The organism is Hymenobacter lapidarius (assembly GCF_001816145.1).
In the GTDB taxonomy this organism is placed as follows: domain Bacteria; phylum Bacteroidota; class Bacteroidia; order Cytophagales; family Hymenobacteraceae; genus Hymenobacter; species Hymenobacter lapidarius.
Map to the genome: position 1 here is coordinate 19,025 of NZ_MDZB01000106.1, position 16,243 is coordinate 35,267.

A 16,243-nucleotide genomic window follows, 5' to 3' on the forward strand; every position below is an offset into this window, starting at 1 on the left:
CGTCAAACGAAGAAATGATGAATGCCACACCGCCCGCTTTACCCCTCCACCAGCAGCCAGGCCAGGCCCAGCCCGCCCACCAGCAGCGCCGCCAGCAGCGTGGGAAGCAGGTTGTTGGCCAGCACGGCGCGGTAGTCTTTGATGCCCGCCACCGAGGCCGCCGCGATGATGTTGAACAGGCAGATGGCGTTGCCCAGCGAGGCGCCGGCCATTTGCAGGGCCAGCACCCCGGTCAGGGGCAGGCCCAGGGCCGTGGCCGCCTGCTGCTGCGAGGCCCCGAACACCACGTTGGAAATGGTGGTGCTGCCCGTGATGAAGGTGCCCATCACCCCGATGAAGGGGGCCGCCACCGGGTAGGCCGGCCCCAGCCGGCTCAGCAGCGTGGCCAGGTAGGCCACCATGGACGGCTGTCCGCCCTCGCCAGAGTACACCATGAGCTGCGCGATGGCCACCGACGGAAACAGCACCACCAGCACGCTGCCCATCTTGCCCAGCGGCTCGCGCAGCGGCAGCGAAATGCTTTTTCGGAAATATGCCACGCCCAGTCCCACCACCACAAACGGCAAAAACGGCGACTGCAAGGGCCGGATGCTGCCCCCGATGCCCGACCCGAACATATCGGCAAACGCCAGCTCCCAGCTCAGCCAGCTGCGCAGGGGCGGCAGCAGCTTGGGCAGCAGCAGCAGCAGGGCCAGCGCCGCGTAGGGCAGCCACGGCCGCAAATCGAGCCGGGGAGTGCCGGGCGAGCGCAGATACGGCACGGCCAGCCCCAGCATCAGCAGCGCCCCGAACACCGTGGCCAGCTCCGGGGCCAGCGCGGCCAGCGCGCAAAACGGCAGCATGAGCAGCCCGTACAGCACCAGCACCTGCCACCGGTGCGCCAGCAGCCCCTGCGCCCGGCTCACCAGCCGAAACACGAACCAGAGCACCAGCAGCCCGGCCAGGGTCAGCAGCCCGGCCGCCAGCAGGCCAATCGTTTTCACGTCGGCAGCGGCCAACCCCAGCGGCCCTTGCAGCCCGGCCGTCAGGGGCGTGCCCACGGCCCCGAACACGGCAAACAACCCGTCGAACAGCAGCACCACCGACACGGCCAGCACCGCCTCATAGCCCAGCGCCATGAGCATGAGCGGCACAATGGCCCCCGGCGTGCCGAAGCCCGCCACGCCCTCAAAAAACGCCGTGAGCCCCAGCGCCAGCAGAAAAAAGCGTACTTCCCGGGCCGGGTGCAGGGCTTCGAGCGAATGCGTCAGCTCCGTAATCAGCCCCGCGCGCTGCATCACGGTGTAGAGAAACACCGCCCCGAGCACTGTCAGTAGGATGTTGGCGGTGGCGAGCAGGGCCACCGCCAGGGCTCCCAGGTAGTGCCCGCCATCGGCTCCCCAATAGAAAAACAGCGCCGTGGTGGCCGCCCACCCCACCCATACCGCCGACTTCACGCCCCTGGTGAGCGACACGGCTACCAGCAACAGAATGGGGAGCATAGCGAGGAAGGAGTGCATAAGAGTCTGGGTAATGAGAGCGAAAAAAAAGGAGTGAGCCGGAATTTGACAGATGTCATCTATTACAACGATTATCGTCATGTGTCGGCGCCCCGCCAGCGGGGACTTTTGCAGGATACTTAGCCAATCCTGCCCCACCGCCATGAACGAGCACACCCAAAGTCAGCTGGACGCCCTCAACGCCTGCGTGGCCGCCTGCGAGCACTGCGCCGCGGCCTGCCTGCAAGAGCAGGACGTGAACATGATGGCCCGCTGCATCGGCCTGACCCGCGACTGCGCCGATATCTGCGCACTCACCGCCCGCCTCGTCGCCCGGGGCTCCGACTACGCCGCGCAGCTCGCGCCGGTACGCGCCGCCATCTGCCAGGCCTGCGCCGACGAGTGCGGCAGGCACGCCCACCGGCACTGCCAGGAATGCGCCGAAGCCTGCCGCCGCTGCGCCTAGTTGCGCCCCTGCCATCCGGGGCTTTTATATAGGATTCCTTCCCCCACCTACACTTTTATCGCCATGCACACCGCACATCTTATAGCCCCATCCAATCCGGCCGAACACGTAGTTGACGCCGATATCACGGCCGCCATTGAAACGCTGCTGGCCACCAAAAAAGGGTTGACTTCGCACCTGATTGCGGTGAGCACCCACGAAGGCTTGGTCAAGCTCACAGGTTACACCGACAACCTACTGGCCCGGCAGCGGGCCGAGGAAATCGCCCTGGCCGTGCGCGGCGTGCGCGGCGTAACCAGCACGGTGGCCGTGCGCACCGAAGAGATTGGCGACGCCGAGCTGCAGCGCGATGTGTGCGGGGCCCTGGCCGATGACCCTGCTACCGACGACTACCAGGTACACTGCACCGTGGCCGGCGGCGTGGTCACGCTGTCCGGGCTGGTGCAGTCGTGGGCCGAAAAGCAGCTGGTGCTGCGCGTGCTGCAAAGCGTGCGCGGCGTACGCGCTTTCGTGACCGACCACCTGACCATCCGCGGGGGCGAAATCCTGAACTCGGACGAGGAAATCACCATCCAGGTCCGGGAACTGCTCGACTGGGACATCCGCGTGAACGGTGCCCTGGTGGAGGTGCGCACCGCCGACCACGTGGTGCACCTGGCGGGTACGGTGGGCACGGCGGCCGAAAAGGACCGCCTCGTGGCCATTGCCTACCAGACCGGGGCCACGCGCGTGGATGCCCGCGACCTGTTCGTGGCCTACTGGGCCCTGGGCCGGGCCATCCGCCGCGAGAAATTTTCGCCCAAAGCCGACGACGCCATTGCCGCCGCCGTGCGCGACACGCTGCGCTTCAACCCCCGGATGCGGGCCTCGGAAACCCTGGTGCAGGTACACGACGGCGTGGTGACGCTGGCCGGCACGGTGAGCAACCTGCGCGTGAAGCAGGACGCCGAGCAGGACGCGCGCCACGTGGTGGGCGTGGCCCACGTGCACAACCTGCTCAAGGTGCGCCCCGAGCGGCTGGTGCCCGACGAGGACATTGGTCCGACTGTCGCGGCGGCCCTGGCCCGCGACCCGTACGTGGGCCATTGCGCGGTGCACGTGCAGGTGCACGGCGGCCAGGCCCTGCTCTCGGGCCAGGTGGACTCGCATTTTGAGCTGGAGCAGGCGGGCGACGTGGCCGCCGGCGTGAGCGGCGTGGTGGACGTGAACAACCGGCTGGAAGTGACCGCCCCCACCGCCAACGCCGAAGAAGGCTTCATTTCCTCTTTTCTCGGCGAGGATAAGCGAAGCCCGGCAACGCCGGACCCCGACCACGCCCTGGCCGAGCGCATCCGCGCCCGCTACTGCTGGTCGGCCAGCCTGCACGACCAGGAGGTGGAAGTACGGGTGGAAAATGGCCGGGCCACGCTCACCGGCACCGTGGACACCTGGCTCGACCGCAAGCACGCCGCCGCCGCCGCCCACGAAGCCGGCGCCCGCGAGGTAAACAACCACCTGCTGGTGCTCAACACCGCGCCCATCCATAAAGAGCAGCTGGCCGCTGCCGCCGCGCATGAAAGCCTCGCGTAGCCCGGACAGCCGCCGCGACCGGGGGCAGCACGCCGGCCCTGGTTCTGCCTGGGCAGTGAGTGCCGCCACCCGGCAAGGGGCCCAGGAAGCGGATGCCGCCATGGCATGGGAAGATTCAAGCCCCGACTATCCGAAGCCAACGACCGCAGTGCCGCTCGTTTCCACCCACCTGTATTTCCTGCCTTAAACCGCGCATCTGATTTGCGCGGGCATTTTTTCATCATTTCCCCCTGGCTGCCATGACTCCTTCACTTGTTGTTCTGACCGATTTTTTTGCCGTCACCAACCGGGCCCTCTCGTATGCGGCGGGGCTGGCCGTGCCGCTCAATGCGCAACTCGTGCTGCTGCACGTGCGCTACGATGGCATGCCCGTGCCGGAGGGCTACGGTGGGCAGCACACGCCGCGGGGCGAGCGCAAAACCGACCAGGCCCTGCTCAAGCTGGCCGCTGACCAGACCGTGCCCACCGAAGTGGACGTGGCCCAAGGCTTTCTGCCCGCCGCCCTGACCGAGGCCGTACGCCGCCACCAGCCACTTTTTGTGGTGCTCGGCCGGCACAGCGACTCAACCGAATCGGCCGAGCTGTTCACCAGCGTGGTGATGGACGTGCTGCGCCACGCGCCGCACCCGTTGCTGGTGGTGCCCACCGTGGGCTGGGACAAGTTTCCGCCCCGCCGCCTGCTGCTGGCCGTGGACGGGCAGCCGTTTGCCTTCGCCGACCAGGACCACCAGGAAGTACTGAGCCGCCTGCTGCACGCCACCAACGCCACGCTAGACGTGGTGCACGTGACCGACGACGCGCAGGCGCGGCCCGACGACGGAGCCGTGCTGGAAACGGTGCGGGCCAATGACCTCGTGAATGTATTGGCCGAAAGCCGGCTGCACGAAGTCTACAGCCCCACCATCGTGGCCGGCGTGCTGGAAGAAGCCGCCCGCCAGGAAGCCGACCTGCTGGTGGTAGTGGCCCGGCGCCACAGCCTGCTGGGCAGTTTATTCCACAGCAGTGTCACGGCGCAGCTCATTCAGGAAAGCGCCATTCCGGTCCTCGTGCTGCCCGCCGAAGACTAAGTACCGGCTGCTGCCCCGCATCGGCCAAGCCTTCCTGCCACTGCCGCTTCACTTCCTCGCCATGAATCCTTCGATTGTAGTCCTGACCAACCTGTCGGCAGCGGCGGATAAAGCCGCCCGGTACGCCGCGGTGCTGGGGGCACCCCTGCACGCGCAGGTGACCTTGCTGCACTTGTACCACGACCCCGTGATGCTGGCCCCTGAGCTGGCCATCGTCACGGCGGCCCAAACCGACCGCAACTACGCGGAGTCGGCGGCGGGCGTGCGCCGGCTGGCCCAACGACTGCCGGATACCCCCGAAGTCACGGTGTCGGTGCGGCCCATGCCCGAGGCCGTGGCAGAAGCCATCCAACAGCATCAGCCCCTGCTGCTGGCCATGGGACTGAGCCCGGAGCACGATTTTCTGGACGAACTGCTGCACAACCAGCTGCTGCCCGTGCTGCGGGCCACGCACCAACCCGTGCTACTGGTGCCCGAAGCGGCTTCGGCGTCGGCGTTGCCGCGCCGCGTGCTGCTGGCTCTCGACGCCGAGCCGTTCAGCCTCGACGCGGCGGGCAAGAACCTGGGCCCGCTGCTGGCTGCCTGGCAGGCGGCGTACACCGTCACCCACATCGTGCTCAACGACCAGGCGCCGCCCCCCCGCAGCCCCCTGCACGTGGCCGATGTGCGCGCCAGCGGCCTGCTACCACCCGACGCCCCGCTGTGGCTGTACCAGGAAACGGATGTGGCCCCCGCCGCTGGCATCCTGCAAGCGCTGGCCGATACCCAGGCCGACCTACTGGTGCTCATAGCGCGGCCCCGCAGCTTCCTCGGCCAGCTGTTCCACCACAGCGTGACGGCCGAGGTGCTGCGCCGCAGCCCCGTGCCGGTGCTGCTGGTGCCGGCAGCCGCCCCCGACGTGCCGGACTGGATGCCGGCCATGAGCTGAGGCCATCCTTCCAAGCCGCCCCCGGCCTTTCCCATTCAACGCCCCGGCCGAACGTCCGGCCGGGTGCGGCATTCCGCCACTTAACCTTCTCTTTGCCATGAAACCCAACCTCGTTGTGCTCACCGATTCTTCGCCGGCGGCGAAACAAGCGCGGGCCTATGCCGCCGTGCTGGCCGCGGCGCTCGGGGCCGAAGTCCACCTCGTACACGTGTACCCCACCCCGCCCATGACCTCGCGGGTGGCCGTGGTGCTGCAAGCCACCAATAAACGCTACGTGCGGCAGGAACGGCGGGCCCTGGAGCAGCTGGCGGCCGATTTTCCCGTGCCGGCCACGGCCGATACGCTGGAAACCGGCTGGGACGAGGCCGTGCAGCAAGCGCTGAACCAGTACCGCCCCTTGCTGCTGGTAGCCGGCCTGACGGCCACGCACGGGCAGTTTGACGAATGGCTGAGCAACCGCACCCTGCCCCTGGCCCGCGAAACGGGCTACCCGCTGCTGCTGGTGCCCGCCCACCTGCCCGCGGAAGCCTTGCACCCGCCCCGGCGCCTGGTGCTGGCCGTGGAGAACCGGCCCTTTGCCCTGACGCCCCAGGCAAAAGAATTAAGCACGGTGTTCGATGCGCTGGCCACTGAAATCATCACCGTGACCGTGGTGCCGGGGCTGGAGCCGGAAGGCGGGGAGCAAGGTTTGCTGGCGGCCCGGCAGAGCGGCCTGGCCGGCATGATGCCGCGCAGCCCGCTCCACCAGGTAGTAGGTGCGGCAGCCGCCCCCGGAATCCTGGAAGCCGGGCAGGAGCTTTCGGCCGACGTGGTGGCGATGATTGACGTTGGGCACGGCTGGGCGCACAAGCTGCTAGTCGACAGTGTTATCGAACAAGTGCTGCGCGAGGTTTCCGTGCCGCTGCTGCTACTCTCGGCACCAAAAGCTTTCCTGGATGAATAGCTCCAGGCTCCGCTCAACCGGCCCCAGGCCATTGCTTGCGTTGCCACTGCGCCCCGCTTTTACTGCTCTTACCGCCTAATCCCCCGGCCATGTCCCTTACCCTCGTTGTTTTCGCCGGTTTTTTCCAGGCCGCCCGCCACACGGTGCAGTACGCCAACACCCTGACCCAGGCCCTGCGCGGCCAGCTGGTGCTGCTGCACGTGAACCGCGCTTCCCTGTTCGACCCGTACGCCACGGTGCCCGAGCACTACCACCAGGAGGAGCTGGCCCGGCAAACCGAAACCGCCGCGGCCCTCTACCGCATGGCCGAGGAGCTATCCAGCCGGCCCACCGTGGAAGTAGCCACCGACCTGCTGCCGGAAATTGCGCAGGACCAGGCCGCCCGCCACCAGCCGGCCTTGTTCGTGCTCAGCCCGCCCTACCAGCCCCACGAAAACGCGGCCAGCCTGGCCACCGGCTGCGCCGATTTGCTGCGCGGCGGCCACCATCCCTTGCTAGTGGTGCCCGCTGCTGCTTCCACAGAGCAGCCGCCCCGCCGCATTCTAATTGCCGCCGACCGCGAGGCCTTTACGCTGACGCCGGCGGCGCTGGCCTTGCATCCGCTTTTTGCCCTGCCCGGCGTCGAAATCATCGCGGCCCACGTTTCGGATAGCGGCGACGACGATGCCGGCTGCGGCGCCGCATTGCGGGCCGTGCAGCTGAGCGGCCTGGTGAAAGGTTTGGCCACGCCCGCGCTGCGCGGCTATGAGCACGATAATTACGCCGAAGGCGTACTGGCCGCCGTGGCCGACACCCAGGCCGACCTGGTGGTGGTGCTGGCCCGCCAGCGCAGCTACTTTAGCGAGCTATTTCACCGCAGCGTGACGGCGCAGCTGCTGGAGCGCTGCCCCGTGCCGGTACTGGTACTGCCCGTGGTGCCGGAAGCGGTGGCCGCCCCGTCGTCTGGGCACACTACTGATGCGGTAAACTGGACGGCCGGCGCCCTGGCGGGCCTGAGCCCGGCGAATTGATAACGGCCGCTCCCGGTGTGGTGGGGGAAGCCGCCCGGATGGCGCCGGGCACCGCGCGCGATGAGCGCCGGTTTCTCACCGGGCCCACCACCCGCCGGCGCGAGCTGCGCTTTCTATGGACGGTGCTGCGCGAGTTCCTGCACGGGTTTCGGGTGCTGCACTTCGTGGGGCCGTGCGTGACGGTGTTCGGCTCGGCGCGGGTGGCCGAGGACTCGCCGTTTTACGACCTGGCCCGGCAGCTGGGGGCGGGCCTGAGCCGGCAAGGCTTCACGGTGCTCACCGGTGGCGGGCCGGGCCTGATGGAAGCGGCCAACCGGGGCGCCCGCGAGGCCGGCGGGCCGTCCATCGGCTGCAACATCGTGCTGCCCACCGAGCAGCACCCCAACTCCTACCTGGACCGTTGGCTGGCCTGCCGGTATTTCTTCGTGCGCAAGGTGCTGCTGGTCAAATACTCCTACGCCTTTGTGATAATGCCGGGGGGCCTGGGCACGCTCGATGAGCTATTTGAGGCCCTTACCCTCATCCAAAACAAGAAGATTCTGGATTTCCCCGTCGTGGTGGTGGGCCGCGCCTACTGGGCGTCGCTCGTGGCGCTGCTGGCCGACATGCAGCATCACGGCATGGTGGCCGCCGCCGACTTACAGCTGCTCACCTATACCGACTCGGTGGAAGAGGCGCTGGCCCACATCGAGCGGCACGCTGTGGTCAAGTACCGGTTGGTGGCCCGCCGCCCGCCGCGCCGCCGGTGGTGGCTGGGGGAGTGAGGCCGCCGCTGATGGCGCGCTCACCCGCTAGTCTCCATATCGGTACAGCGCCATTTATTATAGCGCCATTTATTGCGGCGCGGCGCATTGGTGGCGGGTGGGGCTAATGAATATCACCTGATTGGCTGATTATCGTCAGGGCACGGGAGGGGATTGGGGCGGAATTTTGCCTGCTCCTATTTTACTCACCACGGGCTGCAACAAGTCCTTATTTCCTTTCAGCCATGATAACCCCAACGATTCTGTTTTCGGTGATGCTGGTGGCGGCGTTGGCCGTGTTTAGTGCGTACTCCCGCGCCACGCGGCCGCAACATTAGCCTAAACCCGTCCGATAACTCAGCGGCCCGTTCAGGTTTTGCCCGGCGGCTGACAGGTCGCCGGCCCTTCCATTCCCCTTACCCTGGCCACATGCCCTCAATCCCTCGCCTGCTGCTTACCGGGGCCACGGGCAACGTAGGTGGCGCGGCCCTTCGGGAGTTGCTGCGGCAGCGGCCGGCTGGCACCCAGCTCGTCGTGGCCAGTCGCGAGCCGGAACACGACCGGGCGCACCTGGCCCTCGGCGCGACTGACCAGATAGACGTTGTGCCGTTCGATTTCACAATGCCCGAAACCATTGCCCCGGCCCTGCGCGGCGTTACGGGCCTGCTGTTGGTGCGGCCCCCGGCCATCAGTGACGTGGCCCGCTACCTGAAACCGGTGGTGCAGGCCGCGGTGGCGGCGGGGGTGCAACACGTGGTGTTTCTGTCGCTGCAAGGGGCGCAGTACAACCCCTTTGTGCCGCATCACAAGGTGGAGGGCTACCTGAAAAAGTCCGGCCTGCGCTACTCGCTGCTGCGGCCCAGCTTTTTCATGCAAAATCTGAGCACCACCCACCGCGACGACATCCGCCGGCGCGACCAGCTGCTGCTGCCCGCCGGCCACGCCCGCACCAGCTTCGTGGACGCCGCCGACGTGGGCACGGTGGCCGCCCGGCTGCTGCTCTCGCCGCCCGCCGTCTCGGCCGGCTATGAGCTGACCGGCCGCACGGCCTTTACCTACGACGAGGTAGCCGCGCAGCTCAGCGCGGTGCTGGGGCGGCCCATTCGCTACCACGCAGCCAGCATCCGGGCGTTTCGGGCCTACGAGCGGACGAAGGGCACGCCACCGGCCCTCATCAACGTGATGACGGGCATTTACCTGGCCGCCCGCTTCGGGCTGGCCGCGCACGTGTTGGCGGAGCTGGCCGGGCTGCTGGGCCGGGAGCCGGGCACGCTGCGGGCGTTTTTGGAACGGGAACGGGCCTGCTGGCTGCCATAATTCACTTTTTAGGCCAGAGCTCCGTTGCCCGCCCAGATGCCGGCTGCCAGTATTCGCGCTACCCACTTATCCTGCTCGTTCCCCTGCCCATGCCAACCACTCTTTTAGAAACACCGACCTTCGCCCCACCCCCGGCGGGCCTGACGGACGAAGCCGTGAGCGCCGCCCGCGCCGCGCACGGCCGCAATGTGCTCACCACTGCCACCCACTCGGGGCTGCTGGCCACCCTGCGCGACGTGGTGACGGAGCCCATGTTTCTGCTGCTGCTGGCGGCGTGCGCGGTATACCTTGTGCTGGGCGAAGTAGCCGAGGCCGTTACGCTGGGCGTGGCCCTGCTGGCGGTGGCGGGCATCTCCGTCTATCAGCAACTCCGCAGCGACCGGGCGCTGGGGGCCTTGCGCGAGCTGACCCAGCCTCGCGCCCAGGTGCGCCGCAACGGCGTGGTGGCCGCCGTGCTGGTCGAGGACCTGGTGATGGGCGACGCCGTGCTGGTGGCCGAAGGCAGCCGCCTGCCCGCCGATGGCACCGTGACGGAACTCTCCGACTTTTCCGTGGACGAGGCCATCCTCACCGGCGAGGCCGTGCCGGTGGCCAAGGCCGTGGGCGACCCGGTGTTTGCGGGCACCAGCACCGCCGCGGGCAGCGCCTGGCTGACGGTCACGGCCGTGGGCGCGGGCACCAAACTCGGCCGCATCGGCCAGAGTATGGCAGCCATTATTCCGGAAAAAACGCCCTTGCAACGCCAGGTCAGCCAGTTTGTGCTGCGCATGGCCTGGGTAGGCGCCGGCGCGTTTGCCTTGGTGTGGGGCGTGAACTATGCCAAATCCGGCGACTGGGTCACGGCCCTTCTCTTCGGCCTCACGTTGGCCATGTCCATCCTGCCCGAGGAAATTCCGGTGGCGTTTAGCAGCTTCATGGCGCTGGGCGCGGCCCGCCTGAGCCGCTTGGGCGTGCTCACCAAGCAGCCCCAGACGGTGGAAAGCCTGGGTTCAGCCACCGTCATCTGCGCCGATAAAACCGGCACGCTCACCCAAGAAGGTATGCGCGTGGCGCAGCTCTACGACGGCGCCGCCGCCCGCCTCGTGCCGGTGCCCGGCCCCCTCTCGCCCACCGCCGCCCCGGTGCTGGTCTACGCCCGCTGGGCCAGCGAAACCGAGCCCTTCGATGCCATGGAAAAGGCCATCGTAGCCGCCTTCACCGCCGCTGACCCGGCCCAGGCCGCCGCCCCCGCGCCCATGCTGCACGAATACCCCCTGGCCGGTACCCCGCCCATGATGACGCACGTGCGCTCCGTAAACGGCGAAACCCACGTGGCCGGCAAGGGCGCGGTAGAACACATTTTGGCCGTGTGCCGCCCGGCCCCGGCCGTAGCCGAAGAAATCCGGCGGGTGGTCCGGGAGCTGTCGGGGCAGGGCTACCGGGTGCTGGGCGTGGCGCAGGCCACCCCCGCTGGCCCCGATTTCCCGGCCTCGCAGGACGATTTTGCCTGGGAATTTCTGGGCCTGATTGCCCTCGAAAACCCGCCTAAGGCCAACGCGGCGGCCGTTATTCAGGCCTTCCTCGCGGCCGGTATTCAGGTGAAGATGATAACCGGCGACTTTCCCGAAACGGCCCAGGCCATTGCCCGGCAGGTAAGCCTGCCGGGGGCCGACTCGCTGCTCACCGGCCAGCAGGTGATGGATTTGCCCGCCGCCGAACTGCAGTTGCGGGCGGCCGCCACGGCGGTATTCGCCCGCATGTTCCCAGAGGCCAAGCTGCGGGTGGTGGAAGCCCTAAAAGCCACTGGCGAGGTGGTGGCCATGACCGGCGATGGCGTTAACGACGGCCCGGCCCTCAAGGCCGCTCACATTGGGGTGGCCATGGGCCGGCGCGGCACTGAAGTGGCCCGGCAGGCGGCCTCGCTGGTGCTGGTCGACGATGACTTGGCCAGCATGGTCACGGCCATCGCGCAAGGTCGTCGCATCTACCAGAATTTTAAGAAAGCAGTGTTCTACGTTATTTCAATCCACATTCCGATTGTACTCACCGTCGCCGTTCCGCTGCTGGCGGGCTGGCAGTTCGCCAACCTGTTTTCGCCCGTTCACATCATTTTCCTGGAGCTGGTGATGGGACCCACCTGCTCCATTGCTTTCGAAAACGAGCCGGCTGAGCTTGGCCAGATGCGCCAGCCGCCGCGCCCGCTCACGGCCACCTTCCTGGCCGGGGCCGAGCTAGGCCGCAGCCTGGCGCAGGGCCTGGGCATCGCGGCAGCCGTGCTGGGCGTGTACTACGGGGCCATGCAACAGGGCTTGCCCGAGGCGGCGGTGCGCACGCTGGCCTTCGCCACGCTGGTAGGCAGCAACATCCTGCTCACGCTGGTGAACCGCTCGTTCACGCAGTCGGTCTGGCAAACCCTGCGGGTGCGCAACCGGGTGCTGTGGCTGATGCTGGGCCTTACGCTAGCGCTGCTGCTGATTGCGCTCCAGGTACCGGCGGCGCGGCAACTGTTCGGCTTCGTGCCCGTGCCGGCGTGGTGGCTGGGCTGGTGCCTGCTGGCCGCGCTGGTGGGCGTGGGCTGGGTGGAAGTTTACAAGGCCATGGTGGGTCAGCGAAATAAACTCTAACCTGGTCCCCTTCATACCTTCCCCAGTCCTTTCATCCAGCCCCGGCGTGCGGGAGGAGGGCCGCTTTCTGGCGGGTTCGGCACCTCTATTTTAACTCCTGCCTCCGCTTCGGATTCCTCACTCACTGTTCCCATGACCACCTTTCTCAGTGCCTGCTCCGGCCTGGCTTTTCCCGAGAGTGAGCGGGTGAGCGGCCTGCTGGTGCGCCAACCCATCCTCGACCTGCTTCGGCAGGACCACCCCAGCTTTCAGCCCGAAGACTCGCTGGCCGCCACCGAGTTGAACGAGTACCGCCGCCGCTACCTGGAAAACTTCCTCGTGCGCGAAGTCGGGGAACTCTCGGAGTTAGAAGAAGCCGTGCTCAGCAACGTGCACGAGCACCGCACGCTCACCGACAAGGTAGAAGAGCCGGAGCTGCCCCTGACCCGGGGCCAGCGCTGGGCCGACCACATTGCCAGCTTCGGGGGCAGCTGGACTTTCATCCTGCTGTTCTTCGGTGTCATCCTGGGCTGGATTCTGCTGAACGTGGCCGTGCTGCGCCGGCCCGGCTTCGACCCCTACCCGTTCATCCTGCTCAACCTGCTGCTGTCCTGCCTGGCCGCGCTGCAGGCCCCCGTGATTATGATGAGCCAGAACCGCCAGGAGGAAAAAGACCGGGAGCGGGCCAAAAAGGACTACATGATTAACCTCAAGGCCGAGCTGGAATTGCGCATCATGCACGAAAAGCTCGACCACCTGGCGCAGCAGCAGTCCCAGTTGCTACAGCAGCTGGCTGACCGGCCGGCCGAGGAAAGGCGCAGGGATTCTTAGCCCCAGGCCCGGTGCGGTTCGCCTCTCCTTACAGTGAGGCGATGGGGCGGCGGCGGCCAGTGCCCGACGTGCCCGCGCCGGTGGCCCCGGAAGCCATTTACCTGATGTGGGCAGGCTGGCCCAGGTGGCCGCGCGGCCGCCTTGACAAACGTCATGGAATAAGACGATTGTTATCAAGGTGTTGCTCTTGGGCTTGGTGGACCTTTACCTGAAATAAACTTCCCATCGGAACCCTGACTATGCGGCCTATCTCTTTGCTAATGATGGGCTTGGTGCTGGTGTTGGCCGGCCTGGGCAGCCAGCATTCGGCAGACGGGCTGGCCGCCGCGTCCTTGGCCCGGCAGCCGGCGGCGGGCTCCGATTCGCTGGCTGCTCAGCTGCGGGCGCTGCTCGGCGATTCAGTCGCCCCGGCCGGTTCCGGCGCCCGGCCGGCCCCGGCCGTGCGGGCCTTCTACTCGCAGCGGGCTTATGCACCGGCCTGGTGCGCCGGCCCGCAACTCAGTGCGCCGGGTCAGGCCGCGCTGGCGTTGCTGGCACAGGCCGCCGACTACGGGCTTCAACCCGGTCGCTACCAGGCAACCGCCCTGCGGAACCTGGCCGATTCGCTGGCGCTGCCCGCTACTGCCCGCCACTTACTAGCCCGGCAGGTGCGTTTCGAGGTGCTGCTCACCGGGAACCTGCTGCGCTTTGCCCAGCACCTGCGCCGGGGGCAGCTGCACGAGTGGACGCCCTCGCCGCTGGAATCGAAGCAGGCCCCCTTTGCCCCGGCCGCGTGGGTGGCCGGGGCGCTGGCCGCCCCCGATTTCGGGGCGGCGCTGCTGCACTGCCAACCCCCGCAGCGTGAGTACCGGCAGCTGCAACAGGCTCTGGCCCGCTGGCGGCGCGCACCCGCCGGGCCCGATTCGGCGGCCCGGCAGCGGCGGGCGCAGCAGGTGGCCGTGACGCTGGAACGCTGGCGCTGGGCCGCCATTGCCGAGGATGATTACGTGCTGGTGAACCTGCCGGCCCACGCGCTGGAAGTGGTGCGCGGCAGCCGGGTGCTCCAAACGCACCGCCTCGTCATCGGCAGCCCCGGCCGGCCCACGCCCACGCTGCGCAGCCGGCTCACCTCGTTCACCATCGCCCCGACGTGGTATGTGCCCCACAGCATCGCCACCAAGGAAATACTGACGCATCTGCGGGCCGGCACCCGGGCGACGTCGGAGCATGATTTTCTGGCCGACAACAACTACACGCTTTACGACGTCCGCGGCCGGCGTGTGGACCCGGCCACCGTCAACTGGCAGGCGGTGACGGCGCGGAATTTTCCCTACACCATCCGCCAGAATCCGGGCTGCGAAAACGCGCTGGGCAACATCATTTTCCGCTTCGCCAACCCCTATTCAGTGTATTTGCACTCCACGTCCAATACTTCGGATTTCAGAAAGCCCTACCGGGCGCTGGGCCACGGCTGCCTGCGCATGGAGCGCCCCATGCAACTGGCGGCCTACCTGTTAGGGGCTGACAGCACCCAGGCGGCGCTGCCCACCGAGGCCGAATGCGAGGCCGCCCCGAAGTCGCGCAGCCTGACGCTGCGGTACCCGATGCCCCTGCACGTGGCCTACGCCACCTGCGCGGTGGTGGCGGGCCAGCTGCGGTTTTACCCCGACGTGTACAAGCGCGACGAATCCCTTCGGCGCCAACTGTTTGGGCGTTAGGAATGGGGAGCAAATGCACTCCCGCTAAAACGCCTGGCGCGGCTCATATTCCAGCTCTTGCACCGTGAATTGGGCGTAGGGCTGGCGCTGCCCGTTCACCACCCAACTCGCCTCGGCCTCGGTGGGCACGAGCACGCCGTGCCACCGGCGGTACCGCGCGAAGCGCCCCACCCAGGGCAGCTGCGTGGTGTCGTCAAAATAGCGCGGCGCTTCGCAAGCGGCTATTTCGTCCCGCTCGTTGAAGCGCACCAGCAGCGTCGCCGTCTGGCCGGCGTGGGTGAGGGTGAGCCGGGCCGCCCGGTCGTCCACGGCCGTCCAAACGAGGTGCTCGGTTGGAAGCAGGCTGGTGGGCAGCCAGGCCGCTTCGCTCAGCCAGCGCAGCAGCTCGCCCTGGTCGTAGTGCGGGCCGTGGCCGTCCACGATGGGCACGGCCCCGAACAGACGCACGGTAAGGCGGCCGCGGCCAGCCACGTACTCGTCGCGGGCCGTGAACCAGCGCGTGGTGCCTTGCCAGATGAAGCCCGGCGGGTCGGCGCTGATGTACTGCTCGCCCCGAATAGACATCCAATCCTTCTTCAAGTCGGTTTTGAACTGCCCGCCGTGGCGCAGGCGCAGGCCGCGCAGATAGGGCTGGCCGTCGGGCAGCACGTGCCGTAAGTAGCGCTGCACCGGCGCGGGCAAGCCCGCCAGCTGCGATTCGTGGTACACGCGGGCGGGGCCGTTGGCAGCATGCGCAAATAGCTGCTGCACGTCGCGGTGCAACCGATTAGCGGCCACGGCCCGCGCCGCCAGTATGCCTGCGATGGGTACGGCTAGGGCGGTAGCCGCCAGCAGCCAACGGGAGTTTCTAGTCATGGCAAGGGGGGGTTATGAGCTACGGTTGTTACACCAGTCGGTAGGCCACCAGCACCAGGGCTAACCCGTAAATGGAAGTAAAAACCAATTGATTGTGCCGCGCTGTCCAGTTAGTCAGGACGATGTTGATGTTGTCTTGCGTGGAGGCAGAATAGCGCTTGTCATGGCGTACGCTAATCCCCTGCGCTAATCCTCTACCGATGCTGATACAGCAGCACCGCCAGCAGCCCGTACACCACCACGATGCCCACCGTATCGAGCGACCAGCGGCTGGCGCGGGTGGGGCGCGTGACCAGGCCCACCAGGCTGATGGCCGTGACGGCAATGGCCCCGAGCAGCGTGAGCAGGTGACTGGCATTGGCGTGGGCCAGCAGCGGGCCGGCGGTGTAGGTGCCGTCGATGGCGGCCAGCACGAACAGGTTGCACAGGTTGCTGCCGAACAGGTTGCCGAGGGCCATGTCGAGGCTGCCCAGGCGCACGGCGGCCAGCGACACCACCAGTTCGGGCAGCGAGGTGGTGAGGGCCAGCGCGAAGGTGCCGAAAAAGCTCTGCCCCAGCCCGCTGGCTTCGGCCAGATGCTCGCTGAAATACGGCAGGGCCAGGGCGCTGCCCATCACCACCAGCGCGTGCAGGCCAAACCGCAGCAGCACCGGTTGCAGTAGCGCGTTGCCCAACTGCGGCTCGGCTCGCTTGCTTCCCTGCGCTACGTTTGCCTATGTTTCCGCCCGCCGCTGCCGCCCTTGCCCCCGATGCTGTC

15 protein-coding genes are annotated in these 16,243 nt (G+C 67.5%); 12 read left to right on the forward strand and 3 right to left on the reverse strand.

The features are described from left to right. Window positions 1–38 precede the first annotated feature (38 nt). Entirely contained in the window at window positions 39–1,499 is a 1,461-nt protein-coding gene (locus tag BEN47_RS10855; RefSeq protein ID WP_070728405.1) for an L-lactate permease, read from the reverse strand. A 142-nt stretch (window positions 1,500–1,641) separates the two neighbouring features. Between BEN47_RS10855 and BEN47_RS10860 the strand changes: the two genes are divergently transcribed. The 12 genes from BEN47_RS10860 (at window position 1,642) to BEN47_RS10910 (ending at window position 14,631) form a co-directional block, all read left to right on the forward strand. Then, the gene (locus tag BEN47_RS10860) at window positions 1,642–1,944 is read left to right on the forward strand and encodes a four-helix bundle copper-binding protein (RefSeq protein ID WP_070728408.1); all 303 of its coding nucleotides are present in this window, start codon (window positions 1,642–1,644) and stop codon (window positions 1,942–1,944) included. Between the two features lie 63 nt (window positions 1,945–2,007). Next, on the forward strand, window positions 2,008–3,513 hold the full coding sequence (locus tag BEN47_RS10865) for a BON domain-containing protein (protein ID WP_070728409.1): 1,506 nt from the start codon (window positions 2,008–2,010) through the stop codon (window positions 3,511–3,513). After that, window positions 3,497–3,700 carry a hypothetical protein gene (locus BEN47_RS21455; protein ID WP_125921623.1) on the forward strand — a complete coding sequence of 68 codons (204 nt, stop codon included), beginning with the start codon at window positions 3,497–3,499 and terminating at the stop codon, window positions 3,698–3,700. Before BEN47_RS10865 ends, BEN47_RS21455 begins: the two co-directional genes overlap by 17 nt. A gap of 52 nt (window positions 3,701–3,752) precedes the next feature. Further along, complete coding sequence (locus BEN47_RS10870) at window positions 3,753–4,580, forward strand: universal stress protein (RefSeq protein WP_070728411.1); 828 nt, start codon at window positions 3,753–3,755, stop codon at window positions 4,578–4,580. 61 nt (window positions 4,581–4,641) lie between these two features. Next, window positions 4,642–5,508, forward strand: a complete 867-nt coding sequence (locus BEN47_RS10875) for a universal stress protein (protein WP_070728413.1) — start codon at window positions 4,642–4,644, stop codon at window positions 5,506–5,508. Window positions 5,509–5,605: 97 nt separating this feature from the next. After that, window positions 5,606–6,451, forward strand: coding sequence for a universal stress protein (locus BEN47_RS10880; RefSeq protein WP_070728415.1), 846 nt, complete (start codon window positions 5,606–5,608; stop codon window positions 6,449–6,451). An 89-nt stretch (window positions 6,452–6,540) separates the two neighbouring features. Beyond that, the gene (locus BEN47_RS10885) at window positions 6,541–7,461 is read left to right on the forward strand and encodes a universal stress protein (RefSeq protein ID WP_070728417.1); all 921 of its coding nucleotides are present in this window, start codon (window positions 6,541–6,543) and stop codon (window positions 7,459–7,461) included. After that, entirely contained in the window at window positions 7,458–8,225 is a 768-nt protein-coding gene (locus BEN47_RS10890; protein WP_239691564.1) for an LOG family protein, read from the forward strand. The genes BEN47_RS10885 and BEN47_RS10890 overlap by 4 nt, the downstream gene beginning before the upstream one ends. 408 nt (window positions 8,226–8,633) lie before the next feature. After that, window positions 8,634–9,521, forward strand: a complete 888-nt coding sequence (locus BEN47_RS10895) for an NmrA family NAD(P)-binding protein (RefSeq protein WP_070728419.1) — start codon at window positions 8,634–8,636, stop codon at window positions 9,519–9,521. An 89-nt stretch (window positions 9,522–9,610) separates the two neighbouring features. Then, window positions 9,611–12,124, forward strand: coding sequence for a cation-translocating P-type ATPase (locus BEN47_RS10900; protein ID WP_070728421.1), 2,514 nt, complete (start codon window positions 9,611–9,613; stop codon window positions 12,122–12,124). Between the two features lie 132 nt (window positions 12,125–12,256). Further along, complete coding sequence (locus BEN47_RS10905) at window positions 12,257–12,934, forward strand: DUF1003 domain-containing protein (protein WP_070728423.1); 678 nt, start codon at window positions 12,257–12,259, stop codon at window positions 12,932–12,934. Between the two features lie 239 nt (window positions 12,935–13,173). After that, complete coding sequence (locus tag BEN47_RS10910) at window positions 13,174–14,631, forward strand: L,D-transpeptidase scaffold domain-containing protein (RefSeq protein ID WP_094123025.1); 1,458 nt, start codon at window positions 13,174–13,176, stop codon at window positions 14,629–14,631. A 24-nt stretch (window positions 14,632–14,655) separates the two neighbouring features. On the opposite strand, the gene BEN47_RS10915 is transcribed toward BEN47_RS10910, so the two are convergent. Continuing rightward, the gene (locus BEN47_RS10915) at window positions 14,656–15,486 is read right to left on the reverse strand and encodes a DUF6544 family protein (RefSeq protein WP_070728428.1); all 831 of its coding nucleotides are present in this window, start codon (window positions 15,484–15,486) and stop codon (window positions 14,656–14,658) included. A gap of 194 nt (window positions 15,487–15,680) precedes the next feature. Then, the gene (locus BEN47_RS10920) at window positions 15,681–16,136 is read right to left on the reverse strand and encodes a calcium:cation antiporter family protein (protein ID WP_070728430.1); all 456 of its coding nucleotides are present in this window, start codon (window positions 16,134–16,136) and stop codon (window positions 15,681–15,683) included. Window positions 16,137–16,243: the final 107 nt, after the last annotated feature.